General features: G+C 25.2%; 17 protein-coding genes. All 17 read left to right on the top strand.

Annotated features, from left to right (window positions below):
- Nucleotides 1-22: 22 nt before the first annotated feature.
- A complete protein-coding gene (udk, locus tag I4U89_RS07480; protein ID WP_195939764.1) occupies nucleotides 23-652 on the top strand; it encodes a uridine kinase in 630 nt (209 codons plus the stop codon).
- A gap of 65 nt (nucleotides 653-717) precedes the next feature.
- The gene (locus tag I4U89_RS07475; RefSeq protein WP_195939763.1) at nucleotides 718-2,397 is read left to right on the top strand and encodes a peptidoglycan D,D-transpeptidase FtsI family protein; all 1,680 of its coding nucleotides are present in this window, start codon (nucleotides 718-720) and stop codon (nucleotides 2,395-2,397) included.
- Between the two features lie 80 nt (nucleotides 2,398-2,477).
- Nucleotides 2,478-3,128 (top strand): RNA polymerase sporulation sigma factor SigK, encoded by a 651-nt coding sequence (gene sigK, locus I4U89_RS07470; protein WP_195939762.1) that lies wholly within the window; start codon nucleotides 2,478-2,480, stop codon nucleotides 3,126-3,128.
- 245 nt (nucleotides 3,129-3,373) lie between these two features.
- Nucleotides 3,374-5,713: a PAS domain-containing sensor histidine kinase gene (locus I4U89_RS07465; RefSeq protein ID WP_195939761.1), complete on the top strand. Its 2,340-nt coding sequence runs from the start codon at nucleotides 3,374-3,376 to the stop codon at nucleotides 5,711-5,713.
- Between the two features lie 26 nt (nucleotides 5,714-5,739).
- Entirely contained in the window at nucleotides 5,740-8,172 is a 2,433-nt protein-coding gene (locus I4U89_RS07460; RefSeq protein WP_195939760.1) for a sensor histidine kinase, read from the top strand.
- A gap of 57 nt (nucleotides 8,173-8,229) precedes the next feature.
- Nucleotides 8,230-9,081 carry a shikimate dehydrogenase gene (gene aroE / locus I4U89_RS07455; protein WP_207744144.1) on the top strand — a complete coding sequence of 284 codons (852 nt, stop codon included), beginning with the start codon at nucleotides 8,230-8,232 and terminating at the stop codon, nucleotides 9,079-9,081.
- Nucleotides 9,082-9,097: 16 nt separating this feature from the next.
- Nucleotides 9,098-9,445 carry a hypothetical protein gene (locus tag I4U89_RS07450; protein ID WP_195939759.1) on the top strand — a complete coding sequence of 116 codons (348 nt, stop codon included), beginning with the start codon at nucleotides 9,098-9,100 and terminating at the stop codon, nucleotides 9,443-9,445.
- On the top strand, nucleotides 9,429-9,935 hold the full coding sequence (locus I4U89_RS07445; RefSeq protein ID WP_195939758.1) for a hypothetical protein: 507 nt from the start codon (nucleotides 9,429-9,431) through the stop codon (nucleotides 9,933-9,935). The genes I4U89_RS07450 and I4U89_RS07445 overlap by 17 nt, the downstream gene beginning before the upstream one ends.
- Nucleotides 9,936-9,954: 19 nt before the next feature.
- Nucleotides 9,955-10,377: a pilus assembly FimT family protein gene (locus I4U89_RS07440; protein WP_195939757.1), complete on the top strand. Its 423-nt coding sequence runs from the start codon at nucleotides 9,955-9,957 to the stop codon at nucleotides 10,375-10,377.
- On the top strand, nucleotides 10,367-10,885 hold the full coding sequence (locus tag I4U89_RS07435) for a hypothetical protein (protein ID WP_195939756.1): 519 nt from the start codon (nucleotides 10,367-10,369) through the stop codon (nucleotides 10,883-10,885). The genes I4U89_RS07440 and I4U89_RS07435 overlap by 11 nt, the downstream gene beginning before the upstream one ends.
- Nucleotides 10,882-11,388: a shikimate kinase gene (locus tag I4U89_RS07430; protein WP_195939755.1), complete on the top strand. Its 507-nt coding sequence runs from the start codon at nucleotides 10,882-10,884 to the stop codon at nucleotides 11,386-11,388. The genes I4U89_RS07435 and I4U89_RS07430 overlap by 4 nt, the downstream gene beginning before the upstream one ends.
- 54 nt (nucleotides 11,389-11,442) lie before the next feature.
- A complete protein-coding gene (gene aroQ / locus I4U89_RS07425; RefSeq protein WP_195939754.1) occupies nucleotides 11,443-11,880 on the top strand; it encodes a type II 3-dehydroquinate dehydratase in 438 nt (145 codons plus the stop codon).
- A gap of 207 nt (nucleotides 11,881-12,087) precedes the next feature.
- Nucleotides 12,088-12,645 (top strand): elongation factor P, encoded by a 558-nt coding sequence (efp, locus tag I4U89_RS07420; RefSeq protein WP_195939753.1) that lies wholly within the window; start codon nucleotides 12,088-12,090, stop codon nucleotides 12,643-12,645.
- A gap of 89 nt (nucleotides 12,646-12,734) precedes the next feature.
- Nucleotides 12,735-13,166: a CD1247 N-terminal domain-containing protein gene (locus I4U89_RS07415; protein WP_195939752.1), complete on the top strand. Its 432-nt coding sequence runs from the start codon at nucleotides 12,735-12,737 to the stop codon at nucleotides 13,164-13,166.
- A 192-nt stretch (nucleotides 13,167-13,358) separates the two neighbouring features.
- On the top strand, nucleotides 13,359-14,060 hold the full coding sequence (gene rnc / locus I4U89_RS07410) for a ribonuclease III (RefSeq protein WP_195939751.1): 702 nt from the start codon (nucleotides 13,359-13,361) through the stop codon (nucleotides 14,058-14,060).
- A 13-nt stretch (nucleotides 14,061-14,073) separates the two neighbouring features.
- Complete coding sequence (locus I4U89_RS07405) at nucleotides 14,074-15,144, top strand: elongator complex protein 3 (RefSeq protein WP_195939750.1); 1,071 nt, start codon at nucleotides 14,074-14,076, stop codon at nucleotides 15,142-15,144.
- A gap of 26 nt (nucleotides 15,145-15,170) precedes the next feature.
- Nucleotides 15,171-18,725 carry a chromosome segregation protein SMC gene (gene smc, locus I4U89_RS07400; protein WP_195939749.1) on the top strand — a complete coding sequence of 1,185 codons (3,555 nt, stop codon included), beginning with the start codon at nucleotides 15,171-15,173 and terminating at the stop codon, nucleotides 18,723-18,725.
- Nucleotides 18,726-18,735 lie beyond the last annotated feature (10 nt).

Genomic DNA, 18,735 nt, shown 5'->3' with positions numbered 1-18,735 from the left:
TTTGTAAGGAGAGTACTACATCATGAAAAATACTAAGAGACCTTTAATAATAGGAATAACAGGAGGAACTGGTTCTGGTAAGAGTACAGTTTGTAAAGCTATAATGGATAATATACCAGATGAAAATATAGCTACATTAGAGCAAGATGCTTACTATAAAGACCAAACACATTTAAGTTTTGAAGACAGGCTAAAAACTAATTATGACCATCCACTTGCTTTTGATAATAAGCTTTTAATACAACACATAGAAGAATTATGTAACGGAAAAAGCATAGAAAAGCCTATATATGACTATGAACTTCATACTAGAAAACATGACGAAACTGTTACAATAACTCCAAAGGATATAATAATAGTAGAAGGTATAATGATACTTGAAGATGAAGAGTTAAGAAATAAATTAGATATAAAAATATATGTTGATACTGAAGATGATATAAGAATACTTAGAAGAATACAAAGAGATATAAAAGAAAGAGGTAGAACTGTAGATTCTGTTATAGATCAGTACCTGACTACAGTAAAACCAGCTCATGACCAATTTATAGAACCATACAAGAAGTATGCTGATATAATAATGCCAGAAGGTGGACAAAACGAAGTAGCTATAGATATAGTTATAAGTAAAATAAGAACACAATTAGATTAATTAGAATAAAGAGTATTAACCCCTTAGAAATTGTCAAAAATGACAAGTATCTAAGGGGTGATTTTATGTCAAGGAAAAAATATAATTTACCAAAAAATATAGTTGGTAGAGGAAAAACAACAGTTTTAATATTTGTATTAGTATATTTATTTTTTATATATAGACTAGTAGATATACAAATATTAAAATCTGATGAATACAAACAAAGACAAGAAAATCAAAGTATTGAAAAAATAGATTTAAATACTGGTAGAGGAGTAATATATGATAGAAATAATGAACCTTTAACGGATAAGAAGAAAGAGACTGTATTAATAGTACAAAAAGAAAAATTTATAAATGATTCTAACATAAGAAACTTAGTAAAAGAAGTAAGTGATTTAAGTGATAAAGAGATATATAAAGAAATAGAAGAGCAAACAGAGTCATCAATGTTTGAAATACAAGTAAATAATATAAGTAAAGAAACGGAAGCAAAATTATTAGAAGAAAATATTTTAGTATCTAAAAGAAGTATAAGATATGATGAAGATAGTCTTTTATCTCACACTATAGGATATATAAACAAAAAAGATAAGATAGGACAATATGGAATAGAGAGAAGTATGGATGAAGTGCTTAAGGCATCAAATGAAGAATATATATCTGTATTTAAAGCAGGTGAAGCGGGTAGAAAAGAAGGTTTAGATGTACTAAAAGGAAGTATAAAAACAGTAACAAGAGATAACAAAGATAAGCATATAAAATTAACAATAGATAAAAATATTCAAAAAATAGTTGAAAAAGTAGTAGACAAAGAAGCCAACCCTACAGCTGTTATAATATCAGATGTAGAAAGTGGTGAAATACTATCTATGAGTTCTAGGCCAAACTTTGATCAAAATGACATAAGTAAGTACATAAGTGATACAGAAAAATCTAAAGGTGAACTTAGGAATAGGGTAATACAAAATACTTATGCACCAGGTTCTGTATTTAAAATAGTTACTTTATATGCAGCTCTTGATACTAAAATTATAGATGAAAACTATACATATAATTGCACAGGAAATACAAAAATAGGAAAAAATAAAGAAATATTAAATTGCCATAATAAGGAAGGACATGGTATGCAAAGTTTAACCGAAGCTTTCGCTAATTCATGTAATACTGCATTTTTTAATATCGCAAATAAATTAGGAAAAGACAAAATAATAGAGTATGCTAAAAAACTTCACCTAGATGAAAGGGTAGATATAGGTTTGGAAGAGGAAGTAAATAGAGTGATACCAAAAGATATATCTATAAGAAATTTATCAATAGGTCAAGGAAGTATGGAATTTACACCAATACAAATAAATCAAATGACACAAATAATTGCTAATAATGGCACATACAAGCCATTATATATATATGACAGTATTGTAGATAATAATAAGAATATTTTAAAAAATTTTAATCAATCTAAAGAAGATGAAATAATATCACCATATACATTGACTATAGTAAAAGATATGATGAAAAAAGTATCTTCATCGGGTACGGGAGAAGCACTTAAAGATCTAGAAGGAGGATGTGGAGTTAAAACAGGTACAGCACAAACCAATATAGATGGTATTTCAGTAAATAATGGATGGATAACTGGATTTTATCCAAGTGATACGCCAAAATATACTATAACAGTAATAGTAGAAGGAACTAAAGAAGAAAGTAAATCAGCATTACCAATCTTCAAGGAAATATGCAAAAATTTAAAATATAAATAAAATATTATATAAAACAAGCAATTTATACAGGCCAGATTCATATAATTTAAAATGAAGCATCTCAAAGAGGGGGTGGCCTGTTGACAACTTTTAAATCATTTGAAAAACCATTAACCCCTGAAGAAGAAGTTACTTATTTAACTAAATTTAAAAAAGACAAAGATGAACATGCAAAGGAAGTTTTAATAGAGAGGAACATGAGATTAGTAGCCCATATAGCAAAAAAGTACAATAATGCTAATGAAGAACAAGATGACCTTATTTCTATAGGAACTATAGGACTTATAAAGGCAATAGAAACCTATAACGTTGATAAAGGAACTAGGCTAGCAACTTATGCATCTAAATGTATAGAAAATGAAATACTTATGAGTATAAGAACAAATAAGAAAAATAAAGTTCAAGTATCTCTTCAAGATCCTATAGGTATGGACAAAGAAGGCAATGAGATTAGTCTTATAGATGTTTTGGGAACTGATATAGATTATATATTAGACCAAGTAGAACTTAAAGTTCAAATAGGCAAGTTATATGAACAGCTAGATAAGATATTGACTAAAAGAGAAAAAGAAATTGTTCTTTTAAGGTATGGGTTAACCACTTGTGGATATAAAACACAACGAGAAATCGCTCAAAAACTTGATATATCTAGATCTTATGTATCAAGAATAGAAAAAAGAGCACTAAAAAAACTTAGAAAAGAATTAAAATCAGAAAAAAGCCTTATATAGGCTTTTTTTGTTTTAAGAATATATGTAATACTTAGAGTATTTATTACATAAAGTTATAATTTATAACAAATAATTTATAGTGAAATTGTTCAAAAACTGACAAAAAAACTATTTATAATATGTTAATATTACTTATATAGAAGATAGAAGAAGGATTATGAATGCACAAGTTGAAAATAAAAATATAAATGCATAATAGGTAAAATTATAGTAAGAGTAAGGAAAAAATGGGGGATGGTGAAAATATGAGATCTTTATATATTTATAAAGAAGTTTTTGAAATTATTAGTTTATCTATAACTATTTCTATTCCTTTTATATTATTAGTACTTTACAAAATATTAAATTATAAACATTTAATGTATATATTATGTATATATTTATTAGAAATTTTAATGTTACTAAATGGAAACTATTACCTTGGAATTACTATGTTAAATTTAGTAAAAATAAGTGTCATAATTAACAAAAAAACTAATCTAAGAGTCAAAAATAGATATATATTAACTATGGGAGGGATATATATATTTATTGTAATAAGTCTATGTGTAAAGAAAGAATTTTATATGTTAGCATACACTTTGCTAAACTTATCAATTGTACAAGCACTACTTATTAGTAATATGGAAAATATAATGAAAATGCTTAAAGATTATAAAATAAAGGTTAAATATAAGCAAAGTATAACACAATCTCTAATAGATAAAATAAATCTAGAATTTGAAAGTCAGAAAAAAATTAAAGATAGCATATCTGAAGTAAATACAGAATTAAACAAATCAATAGAAGAATCTCAAAATATAGTTTTTTTATTAAATAGAGATGGAGAATGTATCTATGGAAATGAAAAATTTGAGGAATTTATATGTAAGGATAAAAGTAATTTAAGTGATTTAGATATGCTAGAAGAAATAAAATCAAAGTTTATAGATTTTCCAGAAGATTTAAATGGAAATGAAGATTTGGATACGATAATAAATGGATACAATGAAAAAATATATAGACTTACATCTAAGAGAGAAATTTTAAAAAATAAATATAGAAATATATGTATTCTAACTGATATAACAGAAAGCCTCTTAATAAGAACTAAATTAGAAGAGAGTGAACAAAGATTTAAAAAATTAATAGATATATTAAATGACGGAATAATAATACATAATTCAAGCAGTATAAAGTATATAAATAATAAAGCTATAGAACTATTTGATATAAAGAATTATGATGAATCTAAGGGAGTTTTACAAAATATACAAGAAAATGTGTTAAGTAAAAGTATAAATAAATTTATAGAGCAGGTGAATATGGTACAGTCTGGGAAAAAAGACAAGGTAAGCATAAAGATAAATACAAAAAATAAGAAAGTTATAGAAGTTATAACAACAAGTATTATATTAAGAGGCAATAAGAATTTGTTAACTATAGCCATAGATATAACTAACATAGAAAATACTATCTCGGAAATTGAACAAAGAGAAAAAACTTATAAGGTATTGTTGCAAACACTCCCACAAGGTATAGCAATAATAGAAAAAAATGGACATAACCATATATATAGAAATAAGGTATTAATAGAAATATTAAAAGAAATAGGAATTGAAAGCCTAAATAAGATAGTTAAAAGCTATCTAAACCAATTAGAATATGGCAAATTTAAAAGATTTCAAGTTCCTTCAAATAAAATTAAAGAGATAGAAATTGCTATAATTGATATTGGTAATAGCTATTTGATAATACTTAGAACTTTGGACAACGAATATAAAATAAAGAAAATGGAAGAAATATTAAGTGAAATAAATAATAAGTATAGATTTAACGTTGAGTTTTTAGCTAATGTATCTAAAGACATAAAAAAACCTGTAACAACTATATTTGAAACTAATAAGCTTATATACAATTATGAAAAAGAAAATAATAAGGGAGATAATGGATGTACAAAACTCATAAAGCAAAATTGTTATAGGTTGATGCGATTATTAGATAATATTTTAGCAATAGGACATTTTGAAAATGGAACCTATAATATGGAATATAAGAAGTATGATATAGTAAGCTTGCTTAAGGATATAGTTGATAAATCTAAGATATATACAAGTGAAAAGGGAGTAAATATAGAATTTAAATCTAATATAGATAGTAAATACATGATAATAGACAAGGAAAAAATAGAGAAAGCTATATTAAATCTTATATCAAATTCTATAAAATATACTGCAAAAGGCGGAGAAATATTAGTCAAGTTTAGGCAAAAGAGAGACCTGGTATATATATCAGTCAAGGATACTGGAATAGGAATACCAAAAGATAAAATAGGTATTATATTTGAGAACTTCGAACAGGTAGATAGAACCCTAACAAGAGGTGCAGAGGGAACAGGTATAGGCTTATCATTAGTAAATAAATTAGTAAAAGCACATGGAGGAGAAATTAAAGTAAATAGCGAGGTAAATGTAGGAAGTGAATTTACTATCATTTTAAATGATAATATAAAAAATAGTGAAAATATAGATACGGGAGCAAGTGTTAGTGATAATGAAAAAATTGATATAGAATTTTCAGATATATATTTTAATTGTAGTAGCTAAGTTGATTAAATTAAAGGGGATTGAGGATGTATAAATATATTGATATACTTACAGTTTCAATACTTCTTGCAATGTTATATGTAGTATATTCTAAATATATTTTACATAAAAGCAAGAAAGAGATTATTATTTTAAGTATGATAGTTTTTACTATTATCTCAAAAGTAAATGATATATCACATGGAAGCTTGAGCAATTTTTATATGATTTCTCAAGTATTAATCTTAATAAAGGTATGCGAAAACAATACTAATAAAAAAATAAGTAATTTAATATTTGTTAGCTTTATATTACTATTTACAACATTGATAGACAATAAGATTGGGTTATATAATATTTTAGTAACTGGTTTTATAAGTGCAAAGATTTTTTATGAAACTATAAAATTAGCAATAAGAAAAAGTATTAGTAAAATAACTGTTATACTTGTTACTTTTATATATTCAAGTATTTTGTTAAGTTTAGTATTCGAAAAAGAAAGTTTATTATTATATAGAAGTATTATAGATATAATTACATGCTTGTATATGTTTAAATATATAGTAAAGTTTTATATAATATTTGAACATGATAGAGTATGGACAAAGAAAAGAATGTGCAAAAAATTTAGTAAAGATATAAGTTTATACAATAAAAAGCTAAAACAAAATAAACATATAACAGATAAGTTAGAAAAGAATTTAGAACATAAAAAAGAATTAATTAAAGAAATTGTGGGAGAAGAAGATAGATGTATATTTATAATAGACTCTCATGGGTATATTTTGAGCAAAGACGATAATTTCTTTAAAGTTTGGAATAAATATAAATTGGATAAAGAAAAATTAACAATAGATGAATTTTTAAGAGATAATATAAAAGAAAAATTAAACTTTATAAATAGCGTAGAAAAATCAAAAAAATATAGTACAGAAATCAAAAGTGATATAAAGAGTAAAGATGGAAGATTCTTTAAAGTTACATTTACTCCAGTTAAATTTAATGAAAATGAAAGTATCATATGTTCTTTTAAAGATATAACCTACAATAGACAAAATGAGATAAAGACCAATGAAAATAATATAAAGTACGAAAAAATAATAGAAACCATACCATATAATATACTAATAACAGATGATAATAGTATTTTATATAATAGCAAAGATAATGGTATAGATTTTAATGAAAAAGAAATAAAAAAGATAGTTTTAGAAGAATCTATAACAGGAGAAATATGTTATTCTTTTATGGGAAAAAATTATTATATGGATATAGATAGGACAAGTTTTAAAGATGGAGATACACATAAAAATTTAGTTGTTATAAAAGACATAACAGAGTATAAGGAATCTATTGAAAAATTAAAACTGAGTAAAGAAAAGTATAAAACATTTGTCAATATAATACCAGAAGGTATATATTTAGCAGATTATAGACATAAAAATATAATATATAAAAATGTAGCATTTACAGAAATAGTCAATAATGTAAGACTAGAAGAAGAAGATATATTATTAAATAATGATATATTAATATCATCAAATAAAAACAGTGATGAGGTAGTTTTTAAAAGGAAAGATGTTTTAACTTGTAATGGAGAAGAATTAAATTTAGAGATTGGAAAAAAATTAATAGAAATTAATAATGAAATAAAAGAAATCGGAATAGTAAGAGATATAACAGAAAGTGTAAATATAGAAAATATTGAAAGAGAAATAGAAGCTAAAAAAATTGCCAATAAAATAAAAACCGAGTTTTTTGTTAATATGTCTCATGAGTTAAAGACACCTCTAAATGTAATATCATCATCAATCCAATTATTAGAGTATATATATAAAGACAAAATAGAAAAAGAAATAAGTAAGGAGTTAAATAAATCTATAAGCATTATAAAAAAGAATTCTTATATGCTGATGAATTTAATTAATAATGTAATTGATTTAGCTAAGTTAGAATCTGAGTTTCATGAATCTAATGTGAATTGTTACAATATAGTTACGTTAATAGAAGAAACTTGTGAGGAGTTTAATAAGTACTTATTAGAAAATGGCATAAACATAGTATTTGATACTAGTGAGGAAGAGATTGTATCAAGGGTAGATGATGACGATATAGAGAGAGTTATATTAACTTTATTATCTATAGTTATAAGGTACTCTTGTTCAAATAGTACAATTTATGTTGATTTGGATAGGGATGGTAACAAAACTAATATAAGTATTAGAAATAAAGATAAGTATAATCATTATAAATATATAAATGATAAATATAAATCAGCTATAGAGATAGGATTTAAAGTTACAAAGAATATTATAGAACTTTATAATGGTGATATAAGCGTAAATAGAAGTAATCTAAATGGTATAGAAATCAATTTAAATATAGAAAGTGATTTAGGCATATGTGAATATAAAGAAAGAAGAAATAAAAAGTCAGAAAACTTTATATACACAGAGTACTTAAGAATGTGTAATTTTTAAATATAAATGTATAGTTTAATAATTAAATGACAATAAAGTTAGATAGGAGATAATATCATGATAAATTCAACAACAAAATTAGTAGGTCTTTTAGGTCATCCAATTAAGCAAAGTTTTTCACCTAGTATACACAATTACTTATTCAAAAAATATAATCAAAATAATATATATTGCTGCTTTGATGTAAAAGAAAGTGATTTAGAAGAAGCTGTAAAAAGTATTAAAACTTTAAATATGGTAGGCTGTAATGTAACTATTCCTCATAAGGTAGATGTAATGAAATTTTTAGAAGATATAGACAAAAATGCAAGACTTATAGGTGCTGTAAACACTATAAAAAATGATGGAGGTTTTTTAATAGGTTACAATACTGATGGACTTGGGTTTGTAAAGTCTATAATAGATAAAGGGTACGATCTTAATAATAAAAAGATAATGATAATAGGTGCTGGAGGGTCAAGTAGAAGTATAGCTGTTCAGTTAGCATCTAACAATGTAAAATCTATAGAAATAAGAAATAGAAGTATTCAAAAAGCTATGGAGATAAGTGAGATTATAAGAGAAAATTTTAAAATTACATCTACATATTCTAATAATCCTATAGACAAAAATGATATAGAGGATATTGATATATTAATAAATACTACCCCAGTTGGTATGGAAAGTAATGAATGTCCTATTGATGAAAGTATTCGTGTAAAAGGTGATTTATTAGTATGTGATATAGTATATAAGCCGCAGAATACTTCTTTTATAAAGTGGGCAAAGTTAAACAATTTAGATGTAGTATATGGAATTGATATGCTTATAAATCAAGGATTAGAGGCGTTTTACATATGGACAGGAGTAAAACCAAGCAAAGAGGATGAGTTATACCTAAAAGAACTTTACTATAATCAAGTAGATTAATGTAAAGGAGTAACTATTGAGTAAAAAAAGAGAAGGATTTATTTTAGTTGAAAGTATAATTAGTATATCTATAATAGGTATAAGTATGTATATTATTGCTACAACCTTACAAAATAGCAACGGATTAGTTAGTTGTAGCAATAAAAAGTTTGAAATGCTTGAGATAGCTAGAAAGAATATAGAATATACAAAACTTCATATAGAAAATGATGAAGAAATAGCATATGAAAATAATGAAAAAGGATATAAAATAAAAACAACAATAGAAGAAGAAAAAGATTATTATAATTGTTATAAAATAGAAGTAATGGTTCAAAGTGATTATGATAGTATAAACCTTATGTCTTATGTTACGAAAAAGTAAAGGATCTATACTAGTAACAACTGTAATAATCTTTTCTATTGTAATAATATTAGCCATGACTTCTATAGGGGTATCCTATAATAATTTAAGTATATTTAACTTAGATTATAAAGATGAAACATTAAAACAACATAGCTATGGTGCTATGGAAGTAGTACATAGTAATATACTAAGAGAAGTTAATTTAATAAAAGAATATGCTATAGATGAAGATGATTTTTACACTTCTTTTAGTGGATTAAGTTTTATAAATAATATAAAAGATATATCAAAATGTAAGATAAAAAATGTAATCGTATCTATTCCATCAAGGATATCGATAAATAAAGAAGAGAAATCTGTAGATTTTGAGATACTCATAACAATAAAGGATGGAAGTTATACAAAAAAATTAAAATCAAAAGTTAAAATATTAAATCCATTTAATGAGGATTTATCTATAGATGATAAAACCGATATAGTAAAATTATATAATTACAAGGAGAGTTAAAAATGAAAAGAGAAGGAATGTGACCTTGGTAGAACTTGTTGTATGCATAAGTATAATGATTTTAGTATCAACATTATATTTTTTTTATGATAATCTAGATAAATATTACATCAACTCATTTACGAAACAATTAACAGCAGATATTAGGTATGTAAGAAGAGTAAATATGCTCGGAGACCTAAGTACATACATATACTATGATTTAAATAACAAAAACAAATCTTATATATTAAAATCCCAAGGTGAAATAAAAAAAGAAGTGTCACTACCCAATGAAACGAAGATAGAATATGGGGAAAGTAAAATAATATTTAGAACAGATGGTTCTCCAGATCGTAGAGGTCAAACTATAAGAGTTTATAAAGGAAATATTAAAAAAGAGATAACAATAGTACCAATTAGCGGAAGAGTCTTATTGAAAGAAGGTAAGTATGAAACGTAAGAAAGGATATTTACTTTTAGAAAGCGTAGTATCAATAACTTCTATAGTCATAATAATAAGCTTACTTTATTATATACTTATATTTTCAAATAATATAAAAACAAAAATAGAAGATAGTGTTGAATTACAACAACAAGGAAATGAAGTTGCTAAATATATGAAGGAGGTAATACAAAATTCTAAATATATTATTAATTACAATGGAAATAATAAATTGAAAAGTGTAACATCAATAAAATGCAAGTACAAAGAAAATGAGAATAAATTAAAGGATAAAGAAATATTTTTAAATAAAAATTCAAATAAAATTTTTATAAAGACATTAGATGTGTATGGAAATAGTGAGATTGGAGGTTATGAGGTTGGAGATTATATAGATAATATGTATATATCAACAAACTATGATGGTAAAATAGTTAATATAAAACTAGATTTGTCAAAAAATAATACTAACTTAGAAAAAGAATTTACTGTAAATATAATAAATTTTGAGGGAGATAATAAATGAGAGTTGTAATAATTGGTTTTATGGGTAGTGGGAAAAGCGTAGTAGGAAGAAAACTAGCTAAAGAGTTAAAAATGGAATACGTTGACATGGATACTAAAATAGAAGAAATAGAAAAAAGGTCTATAACTGACATATTTAAAGAAGATGGAGAAGTCTATTTTAGAAATGTAGAAACGAAATTACTAAAAGATCTTACGACTGAAGATAATATAATAATTTCAACTGGTGGAGGTATAGTAAGTAAGAATGAAAATATAGATATATTAAAAAATGAACAAAATGTAATTTTATTAGATGCAAGTGTGAGTACGATTAAAAAAAATATATCAAATGAAATAAATAAAAGACCTTTATTAAAAGAAAGCAAAGATGTAGAAGAAACTATAAAAACATTACTTTTAGGAAGAATTGATAAGTATAATAAAGCATCTAATATAAAAATAAATGTAGATAGTAAAAATATAGATGAAGTAGTAAGCGAAATACTTGTTTATATTAGATAATATGTGATATTATTAATAGTAGAAAAGTTTGTAATCGTATAGTCGGGGGTATTTATGAAATTTTTAGTAATTAATGGTCCAAATTTGAATATGTTAGGTAAAAGAGAAAAAGGAATTTATGGTGAAAGAACAATAGATGACTTAAAAGATTATATAAAAAGGGAATGTGAGACTATAGATGAAAATATAGTTGTAGATTTCTTTCAGAGTAATCATGAGGGAGATATAATTGACAAAATACACGAAACGAACACTTTGTATGATGGAATCGTTATAAATCCTGGGGCTTTTACTCATTATAGCTATGCTATTTATGATGCGATAATGTCTGTACAATTAGATGTAGTTGAGGTTCACATATCTAACGTTCATAAAAGAGAAGAATTTAGACAAAAAAGTGTCACAGCAAAAGCATGTATAGGACAAATATCAGGTTTTGGATTTGATAGTTATATATTAGGCATAAATGCACTTATAAAAAATAAGGGCTAAAAGTAGTTATAAACTTAATTTTTTTTAATATAACTTGACAAGATTGCAAGAGTATATATAATTGAAAAAGGTATGGTGATAATATATACATATATAGATAAATACAATAGAAGTATTTGCCTAAGATTAAAAATAAACTTTTGATTATAATATATAATAAAAAGTATCACCACAAAATAATAAATTTATTTTTATGGAGGGACCAAAATGGTATCAGCAAGTGATTTTAGAAAAGGTGTAACATTTGAAAAAGACGGACAACCATGTTTAATAGTTGACTTCCAACACGTTAAACCAGGTAAAGGTGCAGCTTTCGTAAGAACTAAATATAGAAACTTAAAAACAGGAGCAATAAGAGAAGAAGCTTTCAACCCAAGTGACAAATTCCCTAAGGCTCATATAGAAACAAGACCAATGCAATACTTATACAATGATGGAGAATTATATTACTTCATGGATCAAGAAACATTTGATCAAGTACCTTTAGATTATGTACAAGTTGAAGAAGCTATAAAATTCTTAAAAGAAAATGAAGTTGCTACAATAAGATTCTATCAAGGACAAGCTTTCCAAGTTGAAGCTCCTAACTTTGCAGAATTAGAAGTAACTGAAACTGAACCAGGAATAAAAGGAGACACAGCTAGTAACGTAACTAAGTCAGCTACAGTTGAAACTGGAGCTGTTGTTCAAGTTCCTTTATTTATAAATGAAGGTGACAAGATAAAGATAGATACTAGAACTGGTGAATATTTATCAAGAGTTTAATAATTTATGTATAAAAAGCTTGTATATCTTAATAATAGAGATATACGGGCTTTTAATTTTATACTTACAAAAGAAGGAGAGGGTTACATATGAAGTACCTATTTGAAGAAGTTGCATACCTAAAAGGATTAGCTGAGGGGATGGACATAAGCTCTGAAAGTAAAGAAGGAAAAATAATACATAAGATAATAGACGTTTTAGATAGCTTTGCGGATGCAATAGTTGAATTAGATGAAGAGCAAGCAGATTTAACTGAATATGTTGAATCTATAGATGAAGACTTATGTGATATAGAAGACGATATATATAGTGATTCAGAAATGGACGAAGATGAAGAGGGAGACCTTAGCTTCATAGAAATGGAATGTCCAAATTGTAAAGACTTAGTAGAAGTAGATGAAGAACTTCTATATGATGATGAGGTTGATATCGTTTGTCCAAACTGTCAAGGAATAATACTATCAGCAGATGATGAGGATTGTATGTGCATTGACTGTTGCAATGATATAGATGAAAACTAATTAGATTAATCAGATTGCCTATGAGTTATTAGAATATCTCATAGGCTTTTCTTTTTAAAATATATTATAAGGAAACTATAAATTTAAAAATAAGTGTAAATATTAAAGTAGATGAGTGAATTTTTTATTTTGCAATACTTGTTGAAAAATAGTACACTATAATCTAGAGATAATTAACTCGGAGGTAATAAAATGAAGTTAAAAAAAGATATATTAAAGAATATAGATGAGTTTGAAAATATAATAGAATATAAATTTAAAAATAAAGAATATATATTAGAAGCTTTAACTCATAGTTCGTACTCAAATGAAAATAAAGAGTATGATTTTAATGAAAGGCTTGAGTTTTTAGGAGACTCTGTCCTAAGTATAGTAGTAAGTGAATATTTATTTAAAAAAGAAAGAAACCTACCAGAGGGAGAATTAACAAAGTTAAGAGCAAACATAGTTTGCGAAGAGTCTTTAAGTGAAGCAGCTAATGAGATAAACCTAGGAATATATATGTTACTAGGAAAAGGAGAAGAAGCTACCGGTGGTAGGGGGAGAGCGTCTATATTAGCAGATGCTTTTGAAGCTGTAATAGCTGCAATATACTTAGATGGAGGATTAGAACCAGCTAGAGTATTTATATTAAAATATATGGAAGAAATAATATGTGATTCAAGAAAAGGTAAAATATTTAGAGATTATAAAACTCACCTTCAAGAAGTATTACAAGGAAAAGGTGAAAGTAATATATGGTATAGACTAGTAGATGAAAAAGGACCTGATCATAATAAAAGATTTATAATGGAAGTCGGAATAAATGAAAGGGTCTTAGGTGTTGGAGAAGGAAAAAGCAAAAAAGAAGCAGAGCAAATAGCAGCTAAAAAAGCTCTAAAAGTAACAATATAAAGGATGATGAAATATGAAAAGAAGAATAATACCTATATTTGTTCCTCACAGAGGATGTCCTCATGATTGTATATTTTGTAACCAAAAAAAGATAACAGGAGTTAGTACAGATATAACTAGTGATGATGTAAGAAATATCGTTGAGGAATATCTAGAAACAATTGATAAAGATGCAGTAGTGGAAATTGCCTTTTTTGGAGGAAGTTTTACTGCTATAGATGTTGATATACAAAGAAATTTATTATCTGTAGCTAAAGAGTATGTAGACAAAGGGTTAGTACAGGATATAAGGATGTCAACAAGGCCAGACTGTATAAGCCAAGAAATATTAGATATGCTAAAAGAGTATAGAGTAAGTATAATAGAACTAGGAGTGCAGTCTTTAGATGAAGATGTATTAAGAGATAGTATAAGAGGTCATAATGCAGAGCAGGTATTTACAAGTTCTAAATTAATAAAAGAAAATGGTATAAATCTAGGACTTCAGATGATGGTAGGTCTACCTTCAGATACAGAAGAAAAATGCATAAATACAGCTAAAAAATTTATAGAACTTGACCCATACTGTGTAAGGATATATCCTACTTTAGTAGTTAAAGAAACAGGTTTAGAAGATTTATTAAAGAGAAAGCAATATAATTCATTTTCTTTAGAAGAAAGTGTTGATATTGTTAAAAAACTTTTAGCTTTATTTTATGTTAATAATATAAATGTAATAAGAGTTGGACTTCAAGCTACTGACGATATACAAATAGGAAAAGCTGTAGTTGATGGTCCATATCATCCAGCCTTTAGAGAATTAGTAGAAGGGTCTATGATAAAAGATTATTTAGAAAGTATTGTTATAGAAAATAAAGTTACAAGTAAAATAGTAGTAAATACTAATAAAAAGAACATATCAAAAATAATAGGTAACAAAAAGACAAATACTAATTATTTAAAAGAAAAATTAAACATAATATTAAAAACAAAAGAAGCTAATATTGATTTAGATAGCTTAGAAATAGTAATAGATGATGAAAAAGTAATTAAAACTAGTTTTAAAGATATATATATAAAATTATGTAATATTTATAACCTTTAGTTTTATTATTGAAGGGAGAGACGAAGTTGTATTTAAAGAGATTAGAATTGAAGGGATTTAAGTCCTTTCCAACTAAAACAGATATATTATTTAATCAAGGTATAACTGCCATAGTAGGACCAAACGGAAGTGGTAAAAGTAATATATCTGATGCTGTTAGATGGGTACTTGGAGAACAGAGTATAAAAAGTCTAAGAGGAGACAAATTAGAAGATGTAATATTTGCAGGAACTGATACTAAAAAAGCAATGAATTACTGTGAAGTTTCTTTAACTATAGATAATTCTGAAAACAAATTAGATATAGATTTTAGTGAAATAACTATAAAAAGAAGAGCTTATAGAAGTGGAGAAAGTGAATTCTTTTTAAATAACAAGCCTTGTAGACTTAAAGATATAAAAGAATTACTTTTAGACACAGGTATAGGAAAAGATGGATACTCAATAATAGAACAAGGTAAAGTAGATGAAATACTTAGTAATAATCCGGTAAATAGAAGAAAAGTATTTGATGAGGCTTGTGGAATATCAAAGTTTAGATATAAAAAACAAGAAGCTGAGAGGAATTTAAAAAATACTAAGGAAAATTTAGAGAGAATAGAAGATATCTATATAGAAATAGAAAATCAACTAAAACCACTATTTTCTCAACAGGAAAAAGCTAAAAAGTATATAGAACTTAATGAAAAATTAAAGACTATAGAAGTAAATAGCTATATAAAAGAAATAGATTTACTAGAAAAAGATTTAGATGAAGCGTTAAAACACAGTAAGCTCTTAGAAGAACAAGCTATAGAAACTAACAACCAAAAGGTAAAATTAGAAAATAGCTTAAATGAAACATCTAAAGAAGTTGAAGATATAAGTGAGAATATAAATAAATCGCTAGATTATATAAATAGTATAAAAAGTGTTATATCTCAGAAAGATGCTCAATTAAACCTTATAAATGAAAAAATTAAAAATCTAAATGAAAGTATATTAAAAAGTGAAAATGAGTTAACTGAAATAGGAAATAAAATATCTTCTAATGAAAATTTAATTAAGAATTTAGAGATAAATAAGATAGAGAAAGAGAATACAATAAAGTCTCTAACTGAAGACATAGATTTATTAGATAAAAACAATTTAAGTAAGAAAGAAAATATAGAAAAAGTAAATAGTGAAATAGAAGGTTTAAAAGATGGAATAATAAATCTTTTAAATAAAAAACAAGAATCTAGTAATAGATTGTCAACACTTAATGCCAATATGGAGAATATAAACTCTCGTGATAAATCTATAGATTTAGAGATTGGTGAAGTAAAAAGTAAATTAAACGAAAAATTTACAGAACTAAATGATATTAAACTAAAGGTTAATCAAAAAAATGTTGAATTAGAAAAATTAAAACTAAAAGAGTTAGAAAGTAAAAATACTTTAGAAGATCTTATAAATCTTAGTAAAAATTTAGAAAAGAAAATACAAGATGGTAATTATAGTATAAATAATTATAATTCTAAACTTAATATTTATATAGACATGGAAAATCATAATGAAGGATTTAATAAAGGTGTAAAAGAAGTATTAAAAAATAGATCATTAAAAGGTATACATGGAGCTTTAGGGCAAGTTATCACAACTAATGAAAAATACGAAAAAGCAATAGAATCTGCACTTGGTGCATACTTACAAAATATAATCACTAGTGATGAAAATAGTGCCAAGATAGCTATAAACTATTTAAAGCAAAATAATCTAGGTAGAGTAACATTCTTACCTCTAAATGTAATAAAAGCAAATAAGATAAATCCAAGTACTATAAAAAGCAATACTAAATTTATAGGCATAGCTAGTGATTTATTATCTTATGATGAAAAGTATAAAAATATAATAGAAAATATACTGGGAAGGACTATCATAATAGATAATATAGATGAAGGTATAAAGTTTGCAAGAGAAACAGGTCATAGATATAAAGTTGTTACTTTAGATGGAGAAATATTAAATCCAGGAGGATCATTAACTGGAGGAAGTTTCAAAAATAATACAAGTATATTATCTAGAAAAAGACTTATAAATGAATATTCCCAAAAGCTTGAAGATGCTAAAAAAGAAACAAAAGAATTTATTAAACAAAAACAAGAAAAAGATAATAATATATCAACAAAGAAAAATGATATTTTAAAAATAGAAGAAGAAGTAAAAGAGTTAGAAAAAAATATTATAATAGAAAATTCTAAATTAAATAGAGTAGAAGAAGAAATAAAAAATATAAATATAAGTATTAACAAGCTACAAAATGAAAAAGATGGACTTACTTCAAACTTAAAATATACTAAAGATAAATTAGATATAGTTAAAATTGAAATAGAAAAAATGGACAAAGAACATGAAGAAAATAAAGAAACTATAGAAAAACTAAGCTTAGAATTAAAAAAATCAAATGATTACTATGAAAAAGATAGAGAAAAGCATGATAATTTAAATCTAAAATTAGTTAAGGATAAGCAAGTTTTAGAATCTATATATGCAGATATTAAAAGAATAAAGAATGAAAATGAAGAACTAAGACTTAAAAAAGGCAATATAGAAAAATCTATAGAAAATCAAAATATAGAAATATCTAAGCTTAAGGAAGAGACAGTAATAGAAGAAACAGAAAAAGTTAGTTTAAATAAACAATTAAATGACAGTAGCAGAAATCTAGAAAATAGAAAATTAGCAAAAGAAGACCTAAAGCAAAAACTAGAAGAACACAATAAAAATCTTAAAATCATAGATAGACAATATATAGATTTAAAAGAAAGTTTATTTAAAGTAGAATCTAAAATAGATAGGATAAAAGTTTCTAAAGAAGACTATATAAACAACTTATTTGAAAAGTACGAATTAACTGTAGCTGATGCTATGAATATAAAAGATTCTAGTCTTGAAATCGATAAAAAGAAATTAGAATCTTTAAAAAGAGAAATAAGGAATTTAGGTAATGTTAATATAGATTCTATAAAAGAATATGAAGAAGTTAAAGAAAGATATGATTTCTATAGTGAACAAAAACAAGATCTAGAACAATCAATAGAAGCCATAGAAAATCTTATAGAAGAACTTGAGAGTAATATGAAAACTGAGTTTAAAGTCAAGTTTAATGAAATAAATGATAACTTTAAAATGGTTTATAAAAGACTATTTGGTGGAGGAAGAGGAGAACTTATAATATTAGATGAAAAGGACATATTAGAAAGTGATATAGAAATAGTAGCACAACCACCAGGAAAGAAAATGAAAAACTTAAATCTATTATCAGGTGGGGAAAAGGCACTTACAGCTATAAGTATATTATTCTCTATATTACTTGCAAAACCTACTCCATTTTGTATATTAGACGAGATAGAAGCTCCATTAGATGATGCTAATATATTTAGATTTGGTGAATTTTTAAAAGAGTTATCTCAAGACACTCAATTTATATCAGTTACACATAGAAGAGGGACTATGGAGGCATCAGATTACATATATGGTGTTACTATGCAGGAAAAAGCAATATCTAAAGTTCTTAGCTTAAAGCTAAATGAAGCAGAAAAAATGACTGATATAATATAAAATGATTAGT

Source organism: Romboutsia sp. 1001713B170131_170501_G6 (assembly GCF_015668195.1).
In the GTDB taxonomy this organism is placed as follows: domain Bacteria; phylum Bacillota; class Clostridia; order Peptostreptococcales; family Peptostreptococcaceae; genus Romboutsia_C.
This window is presented reverse-complemented; position numbering and strand designations above follow the sequence as displayed.

Coding starts and splice junctions, on each gene's coding strand:
- I4U89_RS07475 (WP_195939763.1), top strand. CDS start 718: ATGTCAAGGAAAAAATATAATTTACCAAAAAATATAGTTGGTAGAGGA.
- I4U89_RS07445 (WP_195939758.1), top strand. CDS start 9,429: ATGTTACGAAAAAGTAAAGGATCTATACTAGTAACAACTGTAATAATC.
- I4U89_RS07415 (WP_195939752.1), top strand. CDS start 12,735: ATGAAGTACCTATTTGAAGAAGTTGCATACCTAAAAGGATTAGCTGAG.
- I4U89_RS07435 (WP_195939756.1), top strand. CDS start 10,367: ATGAAACGTAAGAAAGGATATTTACTTTTAGAAAGCGTAGTATCAATA.
- udk (WP_195939764.1), top strand. CDS start 23: ATGAAAAATACTAAGAGACCTTTAATAATAGGAATAACAGGAGGAACT.
- I4U89_RS07460 (WP_195939760.1), top strand. CDS start 5,740: ATGTATAAATATATTGATATACTTACAGTTTCAATACTTCTTGCAATG.
- efp (WP_195939753.1), top strand. CDS start 12,088: ATGGTATCAGCAAGTGATTTTAGAAAAGGTGTAACATTTGAAAAAGAC.
- I4U89_RS07430 (WP_195939755.1), top strand. CDS start 10,882: ATGAGAGTTGTAATAATTGGTTTTATGGGTAGTGGGAAAAGCGTAGTA.
- I4U89_RS07465 (WP_195939761.1), top strand. CDS start 3,374: ATGAGATCTTTATATATTTATAAAGAAGTTTTTGAAATTATTAGTTTA.
- I4U89_RS07405 (WP_195939750.1), top strand. CDS start 14,074: ATGAAAAGAAGAATAATACCTATATTTGTTCCTCACAGAGGATGTCCT.
- aroQ (WP_195939754.1), top strand. CDS start 11,443: ATGAAATTTTTAGTAATTAATGGTCCAAATTTGAATATGTTAGGTAAA.
- rnc (WP_195939751.1), top strand. CDS start 13,359: ATGAAGTTAAAAAAAGATATATTAAAGAATATAGATGAGTTTGAAAAT.
- aroE (WP_207744144.1), top strand. CDS start 8,230: ATGATAAATTCAACAACAAAATTAGTAGGTCTTTTAGGTCATCCAATT.